Genomic DNA, 22471 nt, shown 5'->3' with positions numbered 1-22471 from the left:
GGAAGGATCATGGATTTCACTCCCGATTCGAGCCTGGTTGCATTCCGCCAGGCAGTCAGGCGCTTTCTCGACGAGGACGTCCCGGCGGACCTCAAAGGGCTTCGCCGCGCTACCCGGTCACCGCGTGAACAGGTGATGCGCTGGCAGATGATCCTCAACCAGCGCGGCTGGGGCGCGCCCTACTGGGCGAAGGAACATGGCGGCACTGGCTGGACCGTGCCGCAGATCCTGGCCTTCGACGATGAATGCAGTGCCGCAGGCACCCCGACCCAGGACGGCTTCGTGCACAAGTTGCTGGGGCCGGTGCTCAATGCCTTCGCCACGCCCGAGCAGAAGGCGCAGCACATGCCCGCCATCTTCGAGGGCGAGCGCCTCTGGTGCCAGGGCTTCTCGGAGCCTGGGTCCGGCTCCGACCTGGCCTCGCTGCGTACCCGTGCGGTGCGCGAGGGTGACCACTATGTGGTCAATGGCCAGAAAACCTGGACCAGCTACGCCCACCATGCCGATTGGATCTTCCTGCTGGTGCGCACCGACACGCAAGTGAAGAAGCAGGCCGGTATCAGCTTCCTGCTGGTGGACATGAACACCCCGGGTATCACCGTGCGGCCGATCCGCAGCATCGACGATGCGCACCACCTCAACGAAACCTTCTTCGACAACGTCCGCGTGCCGGTGGAGAACCTGATCGGCGTGGAAGGGCAGGGCTGGAGCATCACCAAGTTCCTGCTCAACAACGAGCATGCCACGACCGCCGACCTGCCCGAGCTCAAGCGCTACATGCGCGAGCTGAAACTGTTTGCCTCGACCTTGCAGGCTGACGGCCAGCGTCTGTGCGAGCGCCCGGTATTCGCGCTGAAGCTGGCGCGCCTGGAGGCTGAGCTGCAGGCCCTGGAAATGCTGGTCCAGCGCGTGGCCCGCCTGGAGCAGGAGCACCGGCCAGAGTCCCACACCCTGGGCTCGATGCTGAAGATCCGCGCGACCGAGTTCCAGCAGCGCATCACCGAAGCCCAAGTGGAAGCCCTGGGGGATTATGGCGCGATTGCCTACCCGCATCCCCACGAACCGAACCAGCAACAGGGTTACCCCTTGCAGGCCCTGGCGACCGGTATCGCCAATGAAATGTTCTTCCGCCGAGCTTCCACCATCTATGGCGGCACCAGCGAAGTACAGCGCGGCATCATCGCCAAGCTGCTGTTCCAACTCTAAGGGCAGGAAACGGGTATGGATTTCGAGCTGACTTCGGAACAACAACTGCTGCAGGACAGCGTGCGACGCTATGTCGACAAGGCCTACAGCTTCGATTCGCGCATGGCCCTGCTGGGGGCCGGGAAGAACGGCAGCGCCGACAACTGGGGCATCTTCGCCGCCCAGGGCTGGTTGATGGCCGCCTTGCCAGAGGAATACGCAGGGCTCGGTGGCTCATTGCTGGAGACCGCCATCATCGCCCAGCAATTGGGGCGCGCCCTGGTGCTCGAGCCTTATGTGGGATGCGCGGTACTCGCCGCGCAGACACTGGCCGCTTGTGACAACACCGTGCACAAGGCCCGCTGGCTACCGCAACTGGCCGAAGGCGCATGCCGTATTGCCCTGGCCTACAGCGAGCCGGGCTCACGTGGCATGCCCGAGACCGTCACCGTGCGCGCCGAGCGCAGCGGCGAAGGGTTCACCCTCAATGGCACCAAGACCCTGGTCATGGGGGCTGACGGTGCCCAGGCCTTCATCGTTTCGGCGCACGTCACCGGTACCGAGGGTGTCAGCCTGCTGTGGGTGAACGCCGACAGCGCCGGGTTGGTCTGCCAGTCACTGCCCCTGCACGACGGCACCTGGGTGCAGGAGCTGCGCCTGGAGGGCGTCAAGGTGGGGGCTGACGCCCTGCTGACCGCTGAAGGGCAGGGCCTTGCTGCCCTGCGCCAAGGGCTTGCCCATGGCATCGTGGCGCTGTGTGCCGGGCTGGTCGGTGGCATGGAGAAGACCCTCGAAGTGACCGCCGAGTACCTCAAGGTCCGCCAGCAGTTCGGCGTGCCCATCGGTTCGTTCCAGGCGCTCCAGCACCGCATTGCCGACATGGCGGCGGAAATGGAGCTTGCCCGCTCGATGCTGCATGCGGCCCTGGCATCGGTGGCCAACGATAGCCCGTCGAACCGCGACAAGACCCTCTCCAGCGCCAAGATGCTGATCGGTCGCGCCGCGAAGATTATCTGTGCCCATGGCATCCAGCTGCACGGCGGCATCGGCATGACCGAAGAGTACCTGGTGGGCCACTACTACAAGCACGCCGTGGTCGCCGACCTGCTGCTGGGCAGCAGCGACAGCCACGAGGCCGCCTGTGCGGCCGCCCTGCAGGCCGAGCTGCTCGACTGAACGACAACAACAATTCCAGGGGGAGAGCAACATGAACAGCTTTGAGAACGTGGACGCGCTGCGGGGCTTGGTCGGCGAGGTGGTCGGCAGCAGCGACTGGGTGGCCATCGATCAGCAGCGTATCGATACCTTCGCCGAGGCCACCGGCGATCAGCAGTGGATTCACGTCGACCCCGCGCGCGCCGCCAACGGTCCGTTCGGCAAGACCATCGCCCATGGCTTCCTGACCCTCAGCTTGCTGCCGACGTTCATGACCGATGCGTTCGAAGTGCGCAACGTGAAGATGGGCGTGAACTATGGCCTGAACAAGGTGCGTTTCGTCCAGCCGGTGCCGGTGGACAGCCGTCTGCGCGCGCACTTCAAGGTGCAGTCCTGGGAGCCGCTGGAGGGTAATGGTGCCCAGGTCACCTACGAGATGACCGTGGAAATCGAGCACGTCGCCAAGCCCGCCTGCGTGGCGGAATGCATCCTGCGTGTGTTCGGTTGAACGGCAGCGTGACAGGCGGCTGGCGCTGCCAGCCCATGGAGAAATGACCTGATGGCACAAGATCGCACTGGCCCTCTGAAGGGGCTGAGAATTCTGGAAATCGCAGGGCTCGGGCCGGCACCGTTCTGCGGCATGCTGCTCGCCGACCTGGGCGCGGATGTGGTGGTGGTGGATCGCCTGGCCGCAGGCGATGAGGACCTGGACCTTGGCAAGCACGCCGTGTGCAACCGTGGCAAACGCTCCATCGCCGTCGACCTGAAGAGCCAGGCAGGCATCGATACCGTGCTGGGCCTGGTGGAAAACTGCGATGCGCTGATCGAGGGCATGCGGCCCGGTGTGATGGAGCGCCTGGGCCTGGGCCCCGGCGTATGCCTGGCACGCAACCCGAAGCTGATCTACGGCCGCATGACCGGTTGGGGCCAGGCCGGCCCAATGGCCCAGGCTGCCGGTCATGACCTCAACTACATCGCGCTGTCTGGCGCGTTGTGGTGGTCAGGTCAGCCGGGCCAGGCGCCGATGGCCCCGCCGAGCCTGGTCGGCGACATCGGTGGCGGTTCGATGTACCTGGCGGTGGGCCTGCTGGCCGGCATCATGAACGCCCGGGCCACCGGCCAGGGGCAGGTGGTGGATGCTGCGATCGTCGATGGCAGCGCCCATATGCTGAACCTGATGCTGGGGCTCAAGTCGGCAGGGCAGATGCACAACGAGCGTGGCACCAGCCTGCTGGACGGACCGCACTGGTACCGCACCTATCGCTGTGCCGACGGCAAGTTCATTTCGGTGGGCTCGGTGGAGCCGCGCTTCTACAAACTGTTGCTGGACAAGCTCGGCCTGGCCGGTGACCCGGCCTATGCCAAGGGGCATGATCCACAGCTGTGGCCGAACCTGCACGAAGGCTTCGCCGAGCTGTTCGCCACCCGCACCCGCGAGCAATGGTGCGCGCTGCTCGAAGGCACCGATGCCTGCTTCGCGCCGGTGCTCGATCTCGACGAGGCGGCGCAGCATCCGCATATGGCGGCGCGGGGCGTGTACAGCCGGATCGATGGCGTGCTGCAGGCCAACCCGGCGCCGCGCTTTTCGGTGACCCAACCGGCAGCGCCAGGCGCCATACCGGCCCGCGGCCAGGATTCGGAGGCGGTGTTGCGCGATTGGTGCGCAAGGTGAGCGGTACGGGGCGTGTCAGCCGATTCGGCACCTTGAGCCGCCCCCTGATCCGGCCGTTCAACAGCGTCCGCGCCCGTGAGGGCGGGGCGCGACCGGTCATGACCTGGAAGGAACGTTGCATGAACAATAATAACTCGACGACCTTGCTCCATCGCTTCCTGCACTGGGAAGCCAACCGACCCGATGCGGTCTACCTGACCCAGCCGGTGGCGGGCCAGGTCCATCAGTACAGCTGGCGCCAGGTGGGTGACCAGGCGCGACGGATGGCCACCTACCTGACCGCGTTGCAACTGCCCGCCGGGAGCAGTATCGCCATCCTGGGCAAGAACAGCGCTCACTGGATCATGGCCGACCTGGCGATCTGGATGGCCGGGCATGTCTCCGTGCCGCTGTACCCGACGATGAACGCCGATACCCTGCGCTACATCGTCGATCACGCCGACATCCGCCTGCTGTTCCTCGGGCGGATGGAGCCCGGCAGCAGTACCCAGCAGATGCTGCCAGCCGACGTGCAGGTCATCGCGTTGCCGTTGGCGCCTGAGGGCGACTCTCGGCAATGGGACGAGGTGTGTGCCGCCAATGACCCGCTGCAGGACATCCTTCTGCCCGAACCCGACCAGTTGGCGACCATCATCTATACCTCGGGTACCACGGGTACGCCCAAAGGGGTGATGCACAGCTTCGGCAGCATGCATGCCTATGCTTCGCTGGCGGGCGGTGACTTCATCCAGCTAGGGCCGGATGATCGCTTGCTGTCCTACCTGCCCCTGGCCCATGCCGCCGAGCGTTCCTCGGTAGAGTCCAATTCGCTCTGCCATGGCGTGCAAGTCTTCTTCAACGACACCCTGGAAACCTTCACCCAGGACCTGTGCCGGGCGCGGCCATCGATGTTCATCTCGATGCCCAGGCTCTGGACCAAGTTCTACCAGGCGATCTGTACACGCCTTCCGGCCGAGCAGCAGGCCTTGTTGTCCAGCCCGTGCGAAGCGGGTGCGGCACTGAGGAAACAAGTGCTGGTCATGCTGGGCCTGGACTGCACCCGCATTGCCTTTACCGGCTCGGCACCGCTGCCGCTGGAGATCGTCAACTGGTACCGCAACCTTGGCCTGGAGCTGTTGGAGGTCTACGGCATGTCCGAGAACTTCTGCTATTCCCACTACAGCCGGCCGGGCCAGGTGCGCGTGGGCTATGTCGGGCAGGCATTGCCCGGCGTGCGCTGTCGTCTGTCGGAGGACGGCGAAGTGCTCGTCGATTGCGCCACGCGGATGCTGGGCTATTACCGGCAACCGGCACTGACGGCCGAAAGCATGACCGCCGATGGCTACTTCAAGACCGGTGACCGTGGCGTGCTGGACGAGGAGGGGCGTCTGAAGATCACGGGTCGGGTGAAGGAGCTGTTCAAGACCGACAAGGGCAAGTACGTGGCGCCGGTGCCCATCGAGAACCGTATCGCGCACCGCTGGGTCGAGGCGGTGTGCGTCACCGGGCCCGGGCAACCTGCACCCTTCGCGTTGCTCATGCTGTCGCCCGAGGGGCGCGACAGCCTGGCCGATACCCAAGCGCGCAACCAGTTGCACAGTGAGCTGGATACGTTGCGCGAGCGTCTCAACCTTGACCTCGAACCCCATGAGCGCCTCGGCTACGTGGTAGTCGTGAATGACCTGTGGAGCATCGAGAACGGCTTCCTCACCCCCACCCTCAAGATCAAGCGTGACGTCATCGAAAGCCGTTACCTGGAACAGGCTGGGCAATGGCTGGCATCAGGTCGCACCGTTATCTTCGAGTGAGTGCTCTCCTCCCGCGTCAAGGCCGGGCTCGCCTGCGATTGCAGTGACGGGCCCGGTGTCGCTTCTATTTCCAGGCCTGGCAACGGCACCCCGCAAGACCCCCTCTGGCCCCTCTAACGTGGGGGGGAATCGCCCACAGGGCTCACGTAACTTCGGTAGTCACTGGTGATCCATCGCACCAGCGACAACCCACGTATCCGTTGAGCCAGGGCGACTGTGTTCGCACCGGCACTGCGACCTGAAGGAGCGACACTCAATGAAAATTTGCATGCCCAGTGAAGAGCAACGCCTTGCCGTCGAGAGTTTTCGCAAGTTCCTCGATGCCGAAATCCGCCCCGTCGCACGCCGCTATGGCGACCAGCACATTCCCAAGGAGCGGATGCGTGAAATCACCCAGGGGATCGCCGAGTTCGGCCTGCCCGGGGTGAGCGTCGCCGAGGAGCATGGCGGCCTTGGCCTTGACCTGGTCACCGAGGCCATGCTGTTCGAAGAGCTGTGCGCCGTGTCCGTCGACATTGGCCTGTGCGTGATGATCAACAAGGGGATGGCGGTCACGCTGGCGGAATTGCCGGCATCGCAGGCCCATCTGCGCGAGCGTTACCTGCCGGACATCATGGCCGGGCGTACCTTCGGTGGTTTTTGCATCAGCGAGCCGGACGTGGGCTCCAACGTGGCCGATATCAAGGCTACCGGCAATCGCGATGGCGAGCATTTCATCATCAAGGGCGAGAAGACCTGGATCTCCAACGGGCACTATTCGGACTTCTTGATCACCACCGTGCGCACGGGTGAAAAGGCGCTGTCGCACATCCTCGTCGACCGCGAGGAGCACGGCTATGAGACGCGCAATATCGACAAGATCGCGCTCAATGGCCAGTCCACGGCCCAGGTGTTCTTCGACGGAGCACGGGTGCCCGCCAGCAACATGGTCTGGGAGGAAGGGTCGGGCCTGAAGAACACCATGAAGCTGTTCGAGAAGGCACGCGCCAACGTGGGCATGCTGTCCGTAGGCTTGATGCGTGCGTCGCTCGAGGCGTCGATCAGCTATGCCAAGGAGCGCCAGCAGTTCGGCAAACCCATTGCCGCCCATCAACTGGTCGCTGCCAAGATCGCCGAAATGGCCACCCTGACCGACGCCGCGCGGCTGATGTGCTTCCGGGCCTTCTCGATGATGGACGCCGGCATTCGCTGTGACGTGCAGTCGTCGATGGCCAAGTGGTTCGCCACCGAAATGGCCGTGAAGGTCTGCCGTGACGCGGTGCAGCTGCATGGCGGCAATGGCCTGACCAAGGAGTTCGATGTCGAGCGCCTGGCCCGGGAGGCCATCGTCATCCCGATTCCCGACGGTACCACCGAGATCCAGAAACTGATGATCTCCCGCGCGCTTACCGGCATCGGCGCATTCGTCTAAGCCCTCCAGGACGCCCCCTCCCCACTGGCCATTTAGGGAGGGGCAATGCGGCGGCTGCTTGGATACAACAACCCGGCAAGTCCGCGTTCACGCAAGCCACAGGGCCTGTGCCCGGACCGGCGTGAGGCGCTGACTTCGAACATCACAACCTTAGAAGGTGGAGACATGACCACACTGACAAAAATCCTGCTCGCGGCCAGCTTGATGGCGGCGCACACAGGCGTGCTCCATGCTGCGGTGTCTGATCAAGAGGCCAAGCAGTTGGGCGTCACCCTGACGCCGATCGGCGCCGAGATGGCAGGCAACAAGGATGGCAGCATTCCCGCGTACACCGGCGGGTTGACCACGGCACCCGCCGGATTCGACAAGGGCAAAGGGGTGCGTCCAGATCCCTTTGCCAACGAGAAGCCGCTGTTCTCCATCGATGCGAACAACGCCGACGCGTACGCAGACAAGCTCAGCGATGGGCAAAAGGCGATGTTCAAGAAGCTCTCCGGTTTTCGCATGGACGTCTATCCGACCCATCGGACGGTCGTCTATCCCCAGGCCGTGCGTGAAAAAACCATGAAGAATGCCACGCAGGCCAAGCTGTCCGACACGGGCGATACCGCGGTGGGTGCCAGCGGCGGCATTCCCTTCCCGATCCCCAAGCAGGGCATCGAGGTCATGATCAATCACATCGCCCGCTACCAGGGGCCGTCCTATGTGATTCCCAGGTACTCCGCCTTCAACGTCGATGCGGCGGGCAAGCGCGTGCTCTCGACCCAAGGGGCCTGGACCCTGGAAAGCCCGTTCTATAGCCAGAAAGAAGGCGAGCCAACCCTCTACAACCGCGCTCGGACCAACTACAGCGGCCCGGCCCGTCGGGCGGGCGAGGCGGTGATGACCTTCGAGAGCGTCGATGGCGAAAAACCCCGTCGCGCCTATCAGTACCTGCCAGGTCAACGCCGCGTCCGCCTGGCGCCAGACCTGGCCTACGACACGCCAAACCCCAGTACTTCCGGCATGTCCACCATGGACGACGTCAACCTGTTCAACGGCCGCATGGACCGCTACGACTGGAAGCTGGTCGGCAAGAAAGAAATGTATGTGCCGTACAACACCTATCGCTTCACCTATGCCGCGGATGCTGACCAGGTGTTCGGCAACGCATTCATCAACCCGGACTTCGTGCGCTGGGAACTCCATCGTGTCTGGGTGGTGGAAGCGACCTTGAAACCGGGTGCTCGTCACATCTATTCCAAGCGGACCTTCTACGTCGACGAGGACAGCTGGGCGGTACTTTCCAACGACCAGTACGACGGCCGTGGCCAGCTTTGGCGCCCAGGCTTCGCCTACCTCACAGCCCTCTACGATGCCGATGCGATCAATACCACGACCTCCGGGCATTACGATCTCATCGCGGGCACGTACTACATCAATATCTGGCCCAGCACCGGTGGCGTGGTGGTGTCCGACAACATGACCTCTGATTCGCGCTGGACACCGGACAGCCTTGCCGGGGCGGGCGTGCGCTAACGCAGGTCGGCTTGACCTGGGCGGAGCCGAAGGATTCGGCTCCGCTTTTTTTTTACTTGCTTGTGTCAGGGGAGGGGCCGGCCTGAGCCGGCGGTGCTCAGAAACGTTCGATATGGGGCTTGCCGGCGGCCACCAGGCGCTCCAGCAGCGGGGCCGGCTGGAACCACATTTTGCCGTAGTCGCCAAGGGTCTGGCGGTAGTGCTCGATGCCGCGCAGTACCCTGTCCAGGCCGAGCTGTTCGGCGTAGTGCATTGGCCCGCCCAGGTGGGCGGGGAAGCCGTAGCCATTGATCCACACCAGGTCGATATCGCTGGCGCGCAAGGCGATGCCTTCGTCCAGTAGCTGGATGCCCTCGTTGATCAGCATGAACAGGCAGCGGTCGTGGATTTCCTGCGTATCGATCGGCCGTCGTGGAATGTGCAGCTCTCCCGCCAGGCGCTCGGCCAGGGCGATCACCTCGTAGTCTTCCTGCCGCTCGCGGCCGTCGTAGAGGTAGAAACCCCGGCCGGTCTTCTGGCCATACCGGCCCAGGGCGTAAAGTTCGTCGCCCAGGCGGCAATAGCTGTCGTCGTGGTTGATCGCCGTGCGGTTAGCGTCGCGTACCAGGAAGTTCACGTCGATGCCGGCCAGGTCAAGCATGCTCAGCACCCCCCATGTTCAGGTCCAGGCCCGTCAGCACGTTGTCTACCTGGGCGGGGCTGGCGCCTTCGAGTACCAGGCGGTGGGCTTCGCGCGCATAGGGCTCGAGCATGCGGTTGCCGATGAAGCCGAAGCACACACCCGACACGACCGGGAGCTTGCCGATGGTGCGGCCCAGCTTCAGGGTGGTGGCCAGCACGTGCGCTGCGGTTTGCCGCCCGTTCACCACTTCCAGCAGGCGCATGACGTTGGCCGGGCTGAAGAAGTGCAGTCCAATGACATCGTGCGCCCGTGTGGTCACGGCCGCGATCCGGTCGACGTCCAGGGATGAGGTGTTGGTGGCGAGGATGGCGCCTGGTTTGCACACTTCATCCAGGGTGCGGAACACCGCCTGCTTGATTTCCAGCTTTTCGAAGACGGCCTCGATCACCAGGTCGACGTCTCGCAGGTCGGCGTAGTCCAAGGTGCCGGTGATCAGCGTCGTGCGCTGTTCGAGTTGCTCGGGGGCGAGTTTGCCGCGCTTTACGCTGTTGGCGTAGTTGCGGTTGATCTGCGCGATCCCCCGGTCGAGCGCATCTTGTTGACGCTCCAGGAGGATGACCGGGATACCGGCATTGGCGAAGTTCATGGCGATACCACCGCCCATGGTGCCCGCGCCGATCACGGCGACCTTGCCGATGGGGCGCAGCGGCAGGTCGGCTTCGATCCAAGGCACCTTGGCTGCCTCGCGTTCGGCGAAGAAGACATGGCGCAGGGCAGTCGACTGGCGGGAATCCTCGGCTTGCTGGAACAGCCTCTGTTCGTGTGCCAAGCCTTCGGCCAACGGCAACCGACAGGCGGCTTGAAGCGCATCGAGCACTAGCCTGGGGGCCAGGCGGCTTTTCCACCGAGGGGCATTGGCTTCGAGAAAGTGCTCGAAGAAGTCATCAGGCAAGCCGCTTGCCGGGTTGGGAAAAGGCTCATCAGGGCGCGCTGTTGCGCGGTCCCCAAGCAGCTCCCGGGCAAAGGCGCAAGCTTCGTCGAGCAGCGCGTTAGCATGGTTTGCGACGCGGTCAAGGATGCCCAGGCGCAGCGCGGTTTCACTGTTCACCGGCGTGCCGGCAAGGATGAGATCCAAGGCCGGCCTAGCGCCAATCAGGCGAGGTAGGCGCTGGGTGCCGCCGGCACCGGGTAGCAGGCCGAGGTTGATTTCCGGCAGGCCGACACGTGTGCCTGGCTCGCCAATGCGGTAGCCGCAGGCCAGTGCCAGCTCCAGCCCGCCACCCAGCGCGAGTTTACCGAGGGCCGCCACCAGGGGCTTGTCCATGCTGGTCAGGCGCTGCAGCAGGCCAGGCAGGTCGGGTGCCGCGCAGGAAGCCTGGGTGCCGAATTCGCTGATGTCCGCACCGGCACTGAACAGGCCGTTGGCACCGTACAGCACGATGGCGCGAACCGCCGGATCGGCCTGGGCCTGCTCGCAGGCTTCCAGCAGGGCGGCCCGCAATGGCTGTCCCAGGGCGTTGACCGGCGGGCGGGCAAGGCCGATCAGGGCTAGCTCGGCGTCGACGTGGTAATGGATCAATGGGTTCATGGTGGCTCCTGTGACTGGAACAATGGTTTACAAGGGCGCGGAGACTTCCGGAGCGTCCAGTAAACCCAATCTGGTCCGTACAGGCGTCCTCCCTTAAGGGAGGGGGAGGGGGCATTTTTCGGGGGTTTGAGCTGCAAGACCTGCTTCTGAATCCACTGGCCTCATCGCTGGCAAGCCAGCTCCCACAGGTACAGCGCAGACCTGAAGGCGGTGGTGTACCTGTGGGGGCCGGCTTGCCGGCGATGGGCACCTGAGACAAGCGCTGCCCGGTTCTGAAAGTTTTTGATTTTTTTGAAAAAAACGCTTTACAGGTGTGTATTCGATCTCTAATATGCGCCCCACACGACAGGCACATAGCTCAGTTGGTTAGAGCACCACCTTGACATGGTGGGGGTCGTTGGTTCGAGTCCAATTGTGCCTACCAAATCTCAGAAAGGGCGATCCGAAAGGATCGCCCTTTTTGTTTTTGCACTATCTCCCCGTACTCTCCCCGTACTACCCCTTGGTCACCTCCGGCGACGCACGTCCTGCTGTATCGATCTGTATCTCAGTGTGTTCGGGCCCTGATGTTCGGGGTTTGCAATACAAATGGGGCCGCCCACGGATACATCGTCGACACAGTGCTGACATCAACTAGTGCCACCCGAACGAGACCTCTCCGTCGTCGCAGATACCCCTGCGTCCTTGACGGGTGAGGGCTCCATTTCCCAAGGAGAAGCACTATGTCCAACACCCTCACAACTGTTCTCTACACAGCCCACACCCTTGCCACGGGTGGTCGTGACGGCCGCGGCCGATCTGCCGACGGTGAGCTCGATCTGCCCTTGAGCCCGCCCGGCTCCGGCCGCCCAGGCACCAACCCCGAGCAACTGTTCGCCATTGGCTGGTCGGCCTGCTTCATCGGCGCCCTGCGTCGTGCCGGGCAGAAGTACGACATTCGCTTGCCTGACGGTGTGGCCGTGGATGCCGAGGTGTCCCTGGGCAATACCGCCGACGGTGGCTTCGCCCTGGCGGCGCAGCTGACGGTTCACCTGCCAGGCCTTGCGTCGCAAGACAAGGAGCGGCTGGTGGCCGAGGCGCATCAGATCTGCCCCTACTCGAAGGCGACCCGGGGCAATATCGAGGTAGGTTTCGTGATGCTCTGATAGCACCCAGCGACACCGAGCCCGCGCGACCGATCAGGTGCGCGGGCTTCTTGTTGTCTAGATGAAGGCCTGAAAGAACAGAGCGGTTGGCGAAGGATCAATGGGCGTCGGCGGAAGGTTGTGCTGGGGGCTGAACTTTACGCATCAACGGCACCAGCAGGGTGGCGACCGCAAAGCACACCATGATCACCAGGAAGGCGTCGGCGTAGGTCAGGGTCTGCGCTTCGCGCCAGGTCAATGCCCAGAGTTGGTGTAGCGCGGTGTGGCTGGCGTCCAGGCTGTTCTGGCCCAGCGCCTGGGCGTTACTGCTCCATTGATCGAGCCAGGTGTTCATCGTCTCGTTTCGGCTGTTCAGGTGCTCGGCCAGGCGCTGGAAGTGCAGGTTGGTGCGATCGTTGAGTATCGTGGCGCACGCGGCAATGCCCAGTGCACCGCCCAGATTGCGCATCAGATTGAACAAGCCCGAGGCGAGCTTCAGGCGTGCCGGCGAGAGTGCGCCCAGGGTCAAGGTGACGGTCGGCGGCACCGCCATCTGCTGGGCGAAGCCGCGAATGGCCTGGGGCAACAGCAGCTCCTTGGCGCCCCAGTCGTGGGTAATGGGCGAGAAGTCCCACATCGACAGGCCGAACAGCGCCAACCCCAGCATCAGGATCCAGCGCAGGTCCACACGGTTGGCGAGAAAGGCGTACACCGGAATGGCCAGCAACTGGAACACCCCGGTGGAAAACACCGCCAGGCCGATGTCCAGTGCGCCATAACCGCGTACCCGACCGAGGAACAGTGGCGTGAGGTAGACGGTGGCGAAAATGCCGATGCCGGTGATGAAGGAGAACAGGCAGCCCAGGGCGAAATTGCGGTCGCGCAGGGCCCGCAGGTCAACGACAGGCTCGGCGATGGTCAAACTGCGCCAGATGAACAGGAGGCCGCTGACACCCGCCACCCAAGCGGTCACAGCGATCGTGGCATCGCTGAACCAGTTCCAGCGCGGCCCCTCTTCCAGGGTGTACTCCAGGCAGCCCAGGAACAGCGCCATCAGCCCCATGCCCAGGTAGTCGGCGCCTTTGAGCAAATCCAGGTTGGGCCGGTCGACCTTGACCAGCAGCGGCACGGCGATGGTGACGAAAATACCGGGTACCAGGTTGATGTAGAACAGCCAGTGCCAGGAGGCCATGTCGGTGATCCAGCCGCCCACCGCAGGGCCCAGTGTCGGCGCAAGCGAAGCGATGGCGCCGATCACCGAGGCGGCGATCACCCGCTGCTTGCCGGTGAAGTAGATGAACGCCGTGGTGAACACCAGTGGGATCATCGAACCGCCGAGAAAACCCTGCAGGGCGCGAAAGGCGATCATGCTCTGGATGTTCCAGGCCAGCGCGCACAGCAGGCTGGTCAAGGTGAACCCGGCCGCTGACGCGGCGAACAGCCAGCGGGTACTCATCACCCGCGATAGCCAACCCGAGAGGGGGATCACGATGATCTCCGCGATCAAGTAGGCCGTCTGCACCCAGGCGGTGTCGTCCGCGCCAGCGGAGAGCCCGCCACCGATGTCCTTGAGCGACGCCGAGACAATCTGGATATCGATCAGGGCAATGAACATCCCCACACACATGCAGGCAAAGGCCGCGACCTTCTGTGCAGGGGTGAGGACTGGCAGCTCGCTGTTCACAGCCGCGCTGCCGATGCAACCTTGGGTTGCGGCGGCGTTTGCGCCCGGGTGTCGATTTCGGCGATCACCGACAGGCCAGGGCGCAGGGCACCGAAGTCGGCGTCGTTGCCTTCCAGGCGGACCCGCACCGGCACGCGCTGGACGATCTTGGTGAAGTTGCCCGTGGCGTTCTCCGGCGGTAACACGCTGAACTGCGCGCCGGTGGCCGGCGCGATGCTCTCCACGCGTCCGTGGAAGGTACGCCCTGGCAGGATGTCGGCAGAGACGTTGACAGCCTGACCCACTTGCATGCGCGCCAGCTGGTCTTCCTTGAAGTTGGCGTCCACCCACAGGCCATGGGCGGGCACCACCGAGATCAACTGGCTGCCGGCCGCTGCAAAGGCGCCGACTTTCGCCCTGCGGTTGCCCACGTAGCCGTCCACCGGTGCGCGCAGTTCGGTGTAACCGATGTTGAGCCGCGCCTGTTCCCTGTCCGCTTCGGCCTGGGCCAGCGCCGCGCGGGTTTGTTCACGCTGCGTGTCGATGACCACCAGCTGTTGGCGCGCCGCCAGCAAGCCTGCTTCGGCGTGAACGCGATCGGCCTGCGCCGTTTTCCACGTGGCATCGACGCGTTGGGCGCTTTGCACCGAAACCGCCTGGCTGCTGACCAGGCTCTGGTAGCGGACCTTGTCGTTCAGTGCGCGCTGAGCCTCGGCGCTGCGCCCGTCGATTTGCGCTTTCGCCTGGCTGATGACCGCATGCTGAAGCTGCTCGACAGCATCCAGGTTGGCAAGACGTGCCCGCTGCGCGGCCACTGCCCCCTCTGCTTTGGCCAGTGCGGCCCTGTAGTCGCGCACATCGATCCGGGCCAGGAGGTCGCCGGCCTTGACGAACTGGTTGTCCAGCACCGCGACGTCGGTGATGTAGCCCGGTACCTTGGCGCTGATCACGGTAACGTCCGCGCCCACGTAGGCATCGTCGGTGTCTTCGATGAAGCGACCGCTGGCCCACCAATGGCTGGCATAACTCACGCCGCCTACTACCGCGAGCGCCAATGCCGCCATGCGCAAGGCTGCTTTTCGGCTGACGGGTTTTCTTGCAACGGTGTCGGTGCTTTCGACCGGCGCGGGTGTCATGCCAACGTGAGCGTTCATGCTGGTCAGCCCTCTGAAGAGGCTTGGGTGGGGAAGGGGCTTACCCAGGTGTTGCCTTGGCGGTAGGCCTGTCCGGTTTCGGCGCGCCAGTGAGTCAATGGGTCGGCGTCGGGCGAGATACGTACTCTGTGGTCATCGACGGTAATGCGCTTGCCGGTGTTGGTGTCCATGAGCGCCAGTGCAACGGGTTCGCCAGTGTGCTCATCGGCGAGATAGACCTTTTTCGAACCGGCGGCATGCTTTGCCCCCCAAGCCATCAAGGTCAGGATCACCGGGCGTAGGTCGCGCCCGGCCTCGGTGAGGTGGTACTCGAAGCGCGGCGGGTTGTTCTGGTAGGGGCGGCGCTCGAGCAGGCCTGTGCTGATCAGGTCGTTGAGCCGGCGAGTGAGGGTGTTGGTGGCAATGCCCAGGCTGTGCTGAAACTCATCGAACCGGCGCAAACCATAGAACGCATCACGCAGAATCAAGAGGCTCCAGCCATCGCCGATATGCTCGAGCGCACGCGCGACGGGGCAGGGCATGGGTTGGAAGCTGGCTTTTTTCATGGCGTTGACCTTGGGCGTCATCTTGGGATGAAGCCACTATCCGCCTGTAACTTTCATTATGCAAGTTACTAGGGTCGCCGGTTCTATTCCGCCCGTCGGTTGCCCGGCTTCACAGCCGCTCGCAGCCCCGGCAGTCACTCCGAAAGACCGGCCCGCCGAAGTCCTTCTGCTAGCTGGGCCAGGTCCTCGTCCCGATAGATCGGCAGCCAGTCCCTCAATTGCGATACGCGCATGGTCGGGTCCAGCTTCTGTAGCCGCGTCAGTGCTTGCCGGGCCTCGGCCTGCCGCCCACTGAGCGCATGACTGGCGGTGATCAGCGCAATCGCGGCAAGCAGGCTGGGCAGGTTGCCCTGGGCCTTTTCAGCCCAACCCAGCGCGCAGTCGAAGCGCCCGGCAAAAAAGTGTGCAAGGGCCATCCCAACCTGCATCCTGAACATTTCCGGATCCAGTGGACTCAGGCGGGCTGCATGGGTCAGGTTTTCTATCGCGACTTCGGTTTCACCGCGCAAAGCCCGCAGTATCCCCCCGAGGTACCAGGCGGGGGCGAGATTGGGGTTGAGCAGCCGCGCCCTGTCGAGCAGAGCAATAGCGCCATCGAGGTCGCCGGTCAGGTGACCCAAGGCATGGCCGCCCCGCGTCAGGGCGACCGCGTCATCGCGACCGAGCTGCACCGCCACTCTCGCCAGGCGGGCGCCCTCGGCAATCTCCCTTGGGCGATCGCCCATCCAGCCATTGAGTTTGCGCCAGAAATGGCACCACGCCGCCATTCCATAGGCCGATGCGAACTCCGCGTCGAGTTCGATGGCCTTGTAGAACAGCGATAGCGCCTCTTGTACGGCCTCGCGCGTGCCGTCATGCAGCTTCGCGGTGCCACGCAGGTAATAGTCGTAGGCACACAGGCTTTCGGTAGGCTTGTGCTTGGCGCGTTCTATCTCCGCACGTTCAAGCTGCGGCGCGATGGCGCCCACCACACTTTCCGCGATCTGGTCCTGCAGCTCGAAAATGTCGTCCAGCGTGCCTTCGAACCGCTCCGCCCAGATATGTGCGCCGCGGGTGGCGTCGATCAACTGGCCAGTGATGCGCACCCGGTTACCGGCCTTGCGCACGCTGCCCTCCAGCACGTAGCGCACGCCCAGTTCCTGACCCACCTCTCTGAGGTCGACATGCCTGTCTTTGAACGTGAAACTTGAGTTGCGGGCGATCACGAAGAGCCAACGGATACGCGACAGGGCAACGATGATGTCCTCGACGATGCCGTCGGCAAAATAGTCCTGGGCAGGGTCGCCACTGAGGTTCTGGAAAGGGAGGACTGTGATGGATGGCTTGTCAGGAAGCGCGAGGGTTCGCACCGGCTTCTGCTCGCTTTGTGTCGGTACCAACGCGTCGAGGCCAGGCCAGTCGAGCTCACGCACTTCGTGAATCACGCCAACGAAGCGGTACCCCTTGCGAGCAACCGTGCGCAACAGACGTTGCTCTTTGCCCGAATCGCCAATGGCCTTGCGTACCGCGTTGATATGGCTGGTGACTGTCGACTCGGAGACGATCCGCCCGCTCCACACCGTTTGCAGCAGCTCATCCTTGCTCATCACGCGATCACGATTGCTGACCAGTAGCAGCAACAAGTCAAAGACTTGCGGGCCGATGGTCACGGCCTGCCCACGCCAGGTCAATTCCCGACGCTGTTGATCGAGCACGTAATCCTCAAACACGTATTGCAACGTCTTGTCCCCTGGCCGAGCGCCCTAGGCATCGTGTCCGAGGCGATTGCTAAAAGTGTCCGCTGACGATGATACGGCAGCGCGAAACGGGCTGCACGGTCCACGGTTCGCTGGCCTGGGCTGGACGCAAAACCAAGCATTCCTGAAGGTAAATCCAAGCGCCGCACAAGGATTCGCCGCGCACATGGGCGCATCGTTCACCTGTATCGACGGCAAAGGTTGCAGTCGAGAAGAGGAGAGACCCATGAAGATCGTTGTCATCGGAGGCACTGGCCTCATTGGATCCAGACTTGTAAGCAACCTGCGCGATCGCGGTCATGAAGCCGTTGCTGCAGCGCCCAGCACCGGCGTCGACAGCATCACCCGCGAAGGTCTGGCGGCTGCGATGGATGGTGCCCATGTCGTCGTCGATGTGGCCAACGCGCCGTCCTGGGAAGACCAGGCCGTGCTTGATTTCTTCCAGACGTCTACCCGAAACCTGTTGGCCGCCGAAGCCGCCGCAGGGGTCCGTCACCACATCGCCCTGTCGATCGTCGGGTGCGAGCGGTTACCTGAAAACGGTTATTTCCGGGCGAAGGTTGCGCAGGAAGCCCTGATCAAGGCGTCCGGCATGCCCTACACCCTCGTGCGAGCGACGCAATTTTTCGAATTTGTCGCCGGTATCGCCCAGGCGGCCACCGTCGGAGAGGAGATTCGCCTGTCACCCTCGTTGATCCAGCCAATGGCTTCGGTCGATGTGGCAGCGGCGCTCACCGACGCCGTGCTTGCAGAGCCCGCCAATGGCACGTTGGAAGTGGCTGGGCCCGAGGCGTTGCCTCTGGATGAGCTCGTGCGGCGCTTCCTGCGGATCACTGGCGATGGGCGCAAGGTGGTGCCCGATGTGCATGCGCGCTATTTCGGTGCCGAGCTCAACGACCAGTCACTGACACCGGGTAGCGACGCACGCCTTGGCCCGACACGCTTCGAGGATTGGCTCACGCGATGAGGGACAGTGCCCCTGCCGTGTCGTTGAACCCCCATTTTTCTCAAGGAGTACCGCCATGTTCAGACAACTTCTCCTCGCGACGACCACCGCCGCATTGTGCATGACCGGCGTGTTCGCCGATGAACGACCGGTGAGCAAGGTTTCCGTGGTCTTCGACCACCCTTTGCCGAACGTGCCTGGCAAAAGCATGCGGGGTGTGATCGTCGACTATGCACCGGGCGCGGCGTCGCCGTCCCATCGACATCCTAAGTCAGCGTTCATCTACGCGACCGTGCTGGAGGGCGAGGTGCGTAGCAGCGTCAATGGAGAGCCGGAGAAAACCTACAAGGCAGGGGAGAACTGGTACGAGGCACCTGGCGCGTTCCACGCCGTGAGTGCCAATGCCAGCGATACCAAGCCCGCACGGCTGATGGCCGTGTTCGTGCTCGACAGCACGGAAACGGAGCTGGTCACCCCCAGCGCGAAGTGAGCGAAGATGAACATGCACGAGGATACCGTCGCCACGGGCGACAGCGTCGGCACTGTGGTGGTGCGGCCTAACAGAAGGAAACAGGTTGGTATCCTGCTGTGCATCGTCGCGCTGGCAGTGCTGGTCGCGGGCTGGGTCATTGCCCGCTCGAACGCCGCCACCTCCACCGATAACGCCTATGTACGCGGGGATGTCACTTCGCTTGCCGCCAAGGTGGCGGGTTACGTCGTTGCCGTCGAGGTCGAGGACAATCAGCGTGTGCAGGTGGGCGATGTGCTGTTTCGGATCGATGACCGGGACTACCGGTCACAGCTGGCGCAAGCCGAAGCCAACGTCAAGGCCGCCGAGGCCAGCCTTGCCAATGTCGATGCACAAACCCGACTGCAACGCGCGCAGATCCGCGAGGCGACGGCCAGTGTGCAGTCGGCGGTCGCACAGCGCAGCCTTGCCAACAAGACCCATGAGCGCAGTCGCAAGCTGATCGTGTACAGCGCCGTCAGCCAGTCGGTGGTCGATCAGACCGATGCCGCCAGGACAAGCGCCCAGGCGACCGTGTCGGCCGCCTCGGCCACGCTCGATGCGCAGCAACAGCGCATTGCCGTGCTGATGGCTCAGCGTGAGTCGGCCGTGGCGGCCATCGCCCAGGCACAGGCCGCGCGTGAGCTTGCACGGATCGAACTGGAGCATACGGTGGTGCGTGCTCCGGTATCCGGTGTCATCGGCAACCGGCAAGTGCGCGTTGGACGTTTCGTTACGCCGGGTGGCGCCTTGCTGGATGTCGTTCCGGTCGATGATGTGTGGATCGTGGCGAACTTCAAGGAAACCCAGGTCGAAGACATTCAGCCGGGGCAGCGGGTACAGGTGCGGATCGACGGCTATCCCGATGACGTGCTCGAAGGGGTGGTCGACAGCTTTGCCCCGGGGAGCGGGGCGGCGTTCAGCCTGCTGCCACCGGACAATGCAACGGGCAACTTCGTCCGGGTGGTGCAACGGGTGCCGGTGAAAATCCGCCTGGCACAGAATCCGCTGCCAGGGCGTATCGTGCCGGGGCTTTCGGCGCGGGTCGAAGTCGAGGTTGGAGGTGGCTCGTGAACCGTGTAGCCCCCGGCCCGCAGGCTGTCGCGCCCGTCGATGGCCGATCCGTTCAAGGCGTATTGTTGATCACTGGCATTCTGCTGGCCGCCCTGACCGAAGCCATCACCAGCAGTGTCCTGGCACTGGGTCGCAACGACATGCTGGGCGATACCTATGCCACGCCAGACGAATTTGCCTGGCTGGATGTGGGCTACATCGGCTGTAAACTCATCGGCTTCATGAGTGCATCCTGGTTCCTGGCCCGCTTTCAGCCCCGCGACGTGATCGTTGCGGCGACCTTGGTGATGGGCCTGGCTTGCGGTGTCACCGCCTTTACGGCAAACCTCGACCTGTTGATCTTCCTACGCGTGCTTCAGGGGCTTGCGGGCGGCACGCTGTTGGTCGGGGGGCAGGCACTGATCTTTCTGGTCTTTGCGCGTAGTCAGCAGCCCATTCTTCAGGCGGTGTTCGCCATGGGGGCAGTCGTGGCGCCCGCCACCCTGGCACCGGCGCTGCAAGGGTGGTTGATCGATAGCCAGTCGTGGACCTGGATCTTCTTCTGCGTCGTGCCGCTGGCGCTAGCGGCTATTGGCAGCCTCCTGATTGCCGGGGTGCCGAAGGTCGCCATGCTGCCATCGCAGAAGTCTGACGGGGTCGGCATGATGTTGGCTTTCACCAGCCTTTGCTGTCTTGCGTATGTCCTGAGCCAGGGCAGCCGGTGGGATTGGTTCGAGGCGCCGCACATTCTCGGCGCCACGGTGCTTGGCATTGCTCTACTGTTTCTTTTTCTCGGTCATCAGCTGCTGGCAAGCAATCAACGCGTGCTCGACTTCACGTTATTCAGGTCCAACGACTTCACCTTTGCCTTCATCGTCAGTTTCGTCGCCGGTGCGGCGCTGTTCGGCAGTGCCTACCTCATTCCGGCTTTCGCGCTGTCGGTGCTTGCCTTCACGCCTACGGACGCCGGTTTTCTGCTGCTGCCCAGTGGGGCACTGTTCATCGGTGCGCTGCTGCTGGCGGCTTATCTGATGCAAGCCCGAGGTGTCGCGCCGTTCGCCACGGTGCCATTTGGCATCCTGATGATCATGATCGCGATGTGGATGTTGTCGGGTTCGACCAGTGAAAGTGGTACGCACGACATGATGGCCGGCGTGCTGCTGCGCGGTCTTGGCCTCGGGTTTCTGTTTCTGTCGATCACCTTGATTGCGTTTGGCGAACTGGAGCCGCACAACCTGGCCAGCGGGATTGGCTTGTTCAATGTCGGGCGCCAGCTTGGAGGGCTGATGGGCGTTGCAGGTTTGCAGACGCTGATCGACCACCAGTTGGTCGCCAATGCGGCAATCCTCGGGGCTCATGTCACCAGCGGGACGACAGCCGTCATCGAACGGCTGGGTAGCACAGCCGCCATGCTGGGAGGGCGGGGCATGGATGCCCTGGCGGCTGGACGGGCATCCATTGCGTTACTCGGGCGGGCAGTATCGGGACAGTCTGCGGTCATCGCCTTCGATATGGCGTTCAATGCCGTGGTGCTGCTGTTTGCGGTGGCCGCGCCACTGCTGGTGTGCATCAAGATCCTGCTCGCACGCCATGCCTAACGACCGGAACCAACGTGATGCGTTATGCGCCGACCACTGGGTAACAGGCATCCCCCCCAGGGCGTTCTGGGGTTGTCGAGCATGAGCAGAATGATCAGCGGTACCCGCTTGCCCAGCAGCTTGGTGCAGTCGCGCAGTTGCGAGCGATTGACGCTGCCATCCCAGGTTGCACCGCCGCGCAAGCGTTGCTCCCACTCGGCCTGGGTGATCTTGCCGTTCTGGAATTCCCAGAAGCTCTGGAACACGAAGGGATTGTCCAGCAAGGCACGAATGCTGCCAGGGAACTCGGACCACACCAGTTTCTCGATGAGGTGCGCCTCGGCCCCGCACCTTCATCTGCCCGGACTGCCGCTGCCCAGTCTGCAACAGCGAACTGCAAACCCGGCCGGCCACCTGTGCAATGACAGGACGACAGATGGTGTCGCCCTGTCGCGGGGGCTGCTTTGCAGCCCCGGTACGGCGTTCGACCGGGACAGGGCTGTTGCAAGGTGTAACGTATGGTCACGGTCCTGGCCATGGGCCGTCATGCTAGAATCCGCCCCTTCGAATCTGGAGGTACACGCGTGCGCAAACTGGCAGTGGTAATGGCAGTGCTGGCCCTGGTTGGCTGTGAGAACGAGGTCGAAGGTGTGCACAAGCAGGTCGCCGAGCACTTGCACAACCCCAAGACCGCCAAGTTCGGCAACGTGCGGATCGACACCAAAGGCACCATTTGCGGTCAAGTAAGGGGCAAGGACGAGGCCGGGCAGTACGAAGCCTATCGCAGCTATGTTGCCATCAAGGGTGACGATGGCCAGTACCAGATCATCGTCGACGACAATGGCGATAACTTGCGCATCCGTGAACTGTGCGGCGGTGCCGACCTGCAGCGCCGTGCCGAGGCACTGGCCGACCAGCCGGCGCCGGAAGGTTGGGATGTGGAGGTGGTCCAGGGCGCGAACATGGGCGCATTGAGCGACATGACCGCGCGGCTGATCGAGAAGGGCATCCCGTCCTCGGTCGAATACCGCGATGGCAAGCCGGTGGTGCTCATGGGGCCGTTCCCGACCCGGGAAGAGGCGCAGGCGCGCAAGGCCGAAGTCATGGCCAAGCTGGGTACTGATTCGGTCGTCATCCAGCATGGTGCCCAACGCTGACCTCGAGGCTCTGGGAAAGGCACCCTGTCATCTACCTGCCGAGCCGGCTATGCTTGCGTTGGGAGATGGC

Annotated in this window: 17 protein-coding genes, 1 tRNA gene and 2 pseudogenes; 14 read left to right on the top strand and 6 right to left on the bottom strand. The window is 63.5% G+C overall.

Annotation, left to right across the window (positions count from 1 at the left end; genetic code table 11):
* Positions 1–9 precede the first annotated feature (9 nt).
* The 7 genes from ACIPZG_RS20815 (at position 10) to ACIPZG_RS20785 (ending at position 8728) form a co-directional block, all read left to right on the top strand.
* Complete coding sequence (locus ACIPZG_RS20815) at positions 10–1206, top strand: acyl-CoA dehydrogenase family protein (protein WP_400716507.1); 1197 nt, start codon at positions 10–12, stop codon at positions 1204–1206.
* Positions 1207–1221: 15 nt separating this feature from the next.
* Positions 1222–2361, top strand: a complete 1140-nt coding sequence (locus ACIPZG_RS20810) for an acyl-CoA dehydrogenase family protein (protein ID WP_400716505.1) — start codon at positions 1222–1224, stop codon at positions 2359–2361.
* A 31-nt stretch (positions 2362–2392) separates the two neighbouring features.
* Positions 2393–2848: a MaoC family dehydratase gene (locus ACIPZG_RS20805; RefSeq protein WP_400716504.1), complete on the top strand. Its 456-nt coding sequence runs from the start codon at positions 2393–2395 to the stop codon at positions 2846–2848.
* Between the two features lie 51 nt (positions 2849–2899).
* On the top strand, positions 2900–4012 hold the full coding sequence (locus tag ACIPZG_RS20800; protein ID WP_400716502.1) for a CaiB/BaiF CoA transferase family protein: 1113 nt from the start codon (positions 2900–2902) through the stop codon (positions 4010–4012).
* A gap of 119 nt (positions 4013–4131) precedes the next feature.
* Positions 4132–5799, top strand: coding sequence for an AMP-binding protein (locus ACIPZG_RS20795; protein WP_400716500.1), 1668 nt, complete (start codon positions 4132–4134; stop codon positions 5797–5799).
* 256 nt (positions 5800–6055) lie between these two features.
* Positions 6056–7210, top strand: a complete 1155-nt coding sequence (locus ACIPZG_RS20790; protein WP_400716498.1) for an acyl-CoA dehydrogenase family protein — start codon at positions 6056–6058, stop codon at positions 7208–7210.
* 165 nt (positions 7211–7375) lie between these two features.
* Positions 7376–8728, top strand: a complete 1353-nt coding sequence (locus tag ACIPZG_RS20785; protein ID WP_400716496.1) for a DUF1329 domain-containing protein — start codon at positions 7376–7378, stop codon at positions 8726–8728.
* A 97-nt stretch (positions 8729–8825) separates the two neighbouring features.
* On the opposite strand, the pseudogene ACIPZG_RS20780 reads toward ACIPZG_RS20785, so the two are convergent.
* Positions 8826–10938 (bottom strand): annotated as a pseudogene (locus ACIPZG_RS20780) (3-hydroxyacyl-CoA dehydrogenase NAD-binding domain-containing protein).
* 347 nt (positions 10939–11285) lie between these two features.
* Here ACIPZG_RS20780 and ACIPZG_RS20775 point away from each other — a divergent pair.
* Together ACIPZG_RS20775 and ACIPZG_RS20770 are read left to right on the top strand one after the other, a co-directional pair.
* A tRNA-Val gene (locus ACIPZG_RS20775) sits at positions 11286–11362 on the top strand.
* Between the two features lie 298 nt (positions 11363–11660).
* Positions 11661–12083 carry an organic hydroperoxide resistance protein gene (locus tag ACIPZG_RS20770; protein ID WP_400716494.1) on the top strand — a complete coding sequence of 141 codons (423 nt, stop codon included), beginning with the start codon at positions 11661–11663 and terminating at the stop codon, positions 12081–12083.
* A 97-nt stretch (positions 12084–12180) separates the two neighbouring features.
* Here the strand turns inward: ACIPZG_RS20770 and ACIPZG_RS20765 are convergent, their stop codons facing one another.
* From ACIPZG_RS20765 to ACIPZG_RS20750, 4 genes are all read right to left on the bottom strand, one after another.
* Positions 12181–13689 (bottom strand): DHA2 family efflux MFS transporter permease subunit, encoded by a 1509-nt coding sequence (locus ACIPZG_RS20765; RefSeq protein WP_400716682.1) that lies wholly within the window; start codon positions 13687–13689, stop codon positions 12181–12183.
* 53 nt (positions 13690–13742) lie between these two features.
* Positions 13743–14861, bottom strand: coding sequence for an HlyD family secretion protein (locus tag ACIPZG_RS20760; RefSeq protein ID WP_400716679.1), 1119 nt, complete (start codon positions 14859–14861; stop codon positions 13743–13745).
* Between the two features lie 23 nt (positions 14862–14884).
* Positions 14885–15424: a winged helix-turn-helix transcriptional regulator gene (locus tag ACIPZG_RS20755; protein ID WP_400716492.1), complete on the bottom strand. Its 540-nt coding sequence runs from the start codon at positions 15422–15424 to the stop codon at positions 14885–14887.
* A 134-nt stretch (positions 15425–15558) separates the two neighbouring features.
* Positions 15559–17142 carry a winged helix-turn-helix domain-containing tetratricopeptide repeat protein gene (locus tag ACIPZG_RS20750; RefSeq protein ID WP_400716490.1) on the bottom strand — a complete coding sequence of 528 codons (1584 nt, stop codon included), beginning with the start codon at positions 17140–17142 and terminating at the stop codon, positions 15559–15561.
* Positions 17143–17386: 244 nt separating this feature from the next.
* On the opposite strand from ACIPZG_RS20750, the gene ACIPZG_RS20745 reads away from it, so the two are divergent.
* The 4 genes from ACIPZG_RS20745 to ACIPZG_RS20730 are packed head-to-tail and all read left to right on the top strand — an operon-like array spanning position 17387 to position 21265.
* The gene (locus tag ACIPZG_RS20745; protein WP_400716488.1) at positions 17387–18127 is read left to right on the top strand and encodes an SDR family oxidoreductase; all 741 of its coding nucleotides are present in this window, start codon (positions 17387–17389) and stop codon (positions 18125–18127) included.
* A gap of 55 nt (positions 18128–18182) precedes the next feature.
* Positions 18183–18596 (top strand): cupin domain-containing protein, encoded by a 414-nt coding sequence (locus ACIPZG_RS20740; protein ID WP_400716486.1) that lies wholly within the window; start codon positions 18183–18185, stop codon positions 18594–18596.
* Positions 18597–18602: 6 nt separating this feature from the next.
* A complete protein-coding gene (locus ACIPZG_RS20735) occupies positions 18603–19688 on the top strand; it encodes an HlyD family secretion protein (protein ID WP_400716484.1) in 1086 nt (361 codons plus the stop codon).
* Positions 19685–21265, top strand: a complete 1581-nt coding sequence (locus tag ACIPZG_RS20730) for an MFS transporter (RefSeq protein ID WP_400716482.1) — start codon at positions 19685–19687, stop codon at positions 21263–21265. The genes ACIPZG_RS20735 and ACIPZG_RS20730 overlap by 4 nt, the downstream gene beginning before the upstream one ends.
* A gap of 22 nt (positions 21266–21287) precedes the next feature.
* Here the strand turns inward: ACIPZG_RS20730 and ACIPZG_RS20725 are convergent.
* Positions 21288–21579 (bottom strand): annotated as a pseudogene (locus ACIPZG_RS20725) (hypothetical protein); the annotation flags it as partial.
* A gap of 249 nt (positions 21580–21828) precedes the next feature.
* Here ACIPZG_RS20725 and ACIPZG_RS20720 point away from each other — a divergent pair.
* Positions 21829–22401 carry an SPOR domain-containing protein gene (locus tag ACIPZG_RS20720; RefSeq protein WP_008091277.1) on the top strand — a complete coding sequence of 191 codons (573 nt, stop codon included), beginning with the start codon at positions 21829–21831 and terminating at the stop codon, positions 22399–22401.
* Positions 22402–22471 lie beyond the last annotated feature (70 nt).

It is taken from the genome of Pseudomonas sp. NPDC089395 (assembly GCF_044749525.1).
Classification (GTDB): domain Bacteria; phylum Pseudomonadota; class Gammaproteobacteria; order Pseudomonadales; family Pseudomonadaceae; genus Aquipseudomonas.
This window is presented reverse-complemented; position numbering and strand designations above follow the sequence as displayed.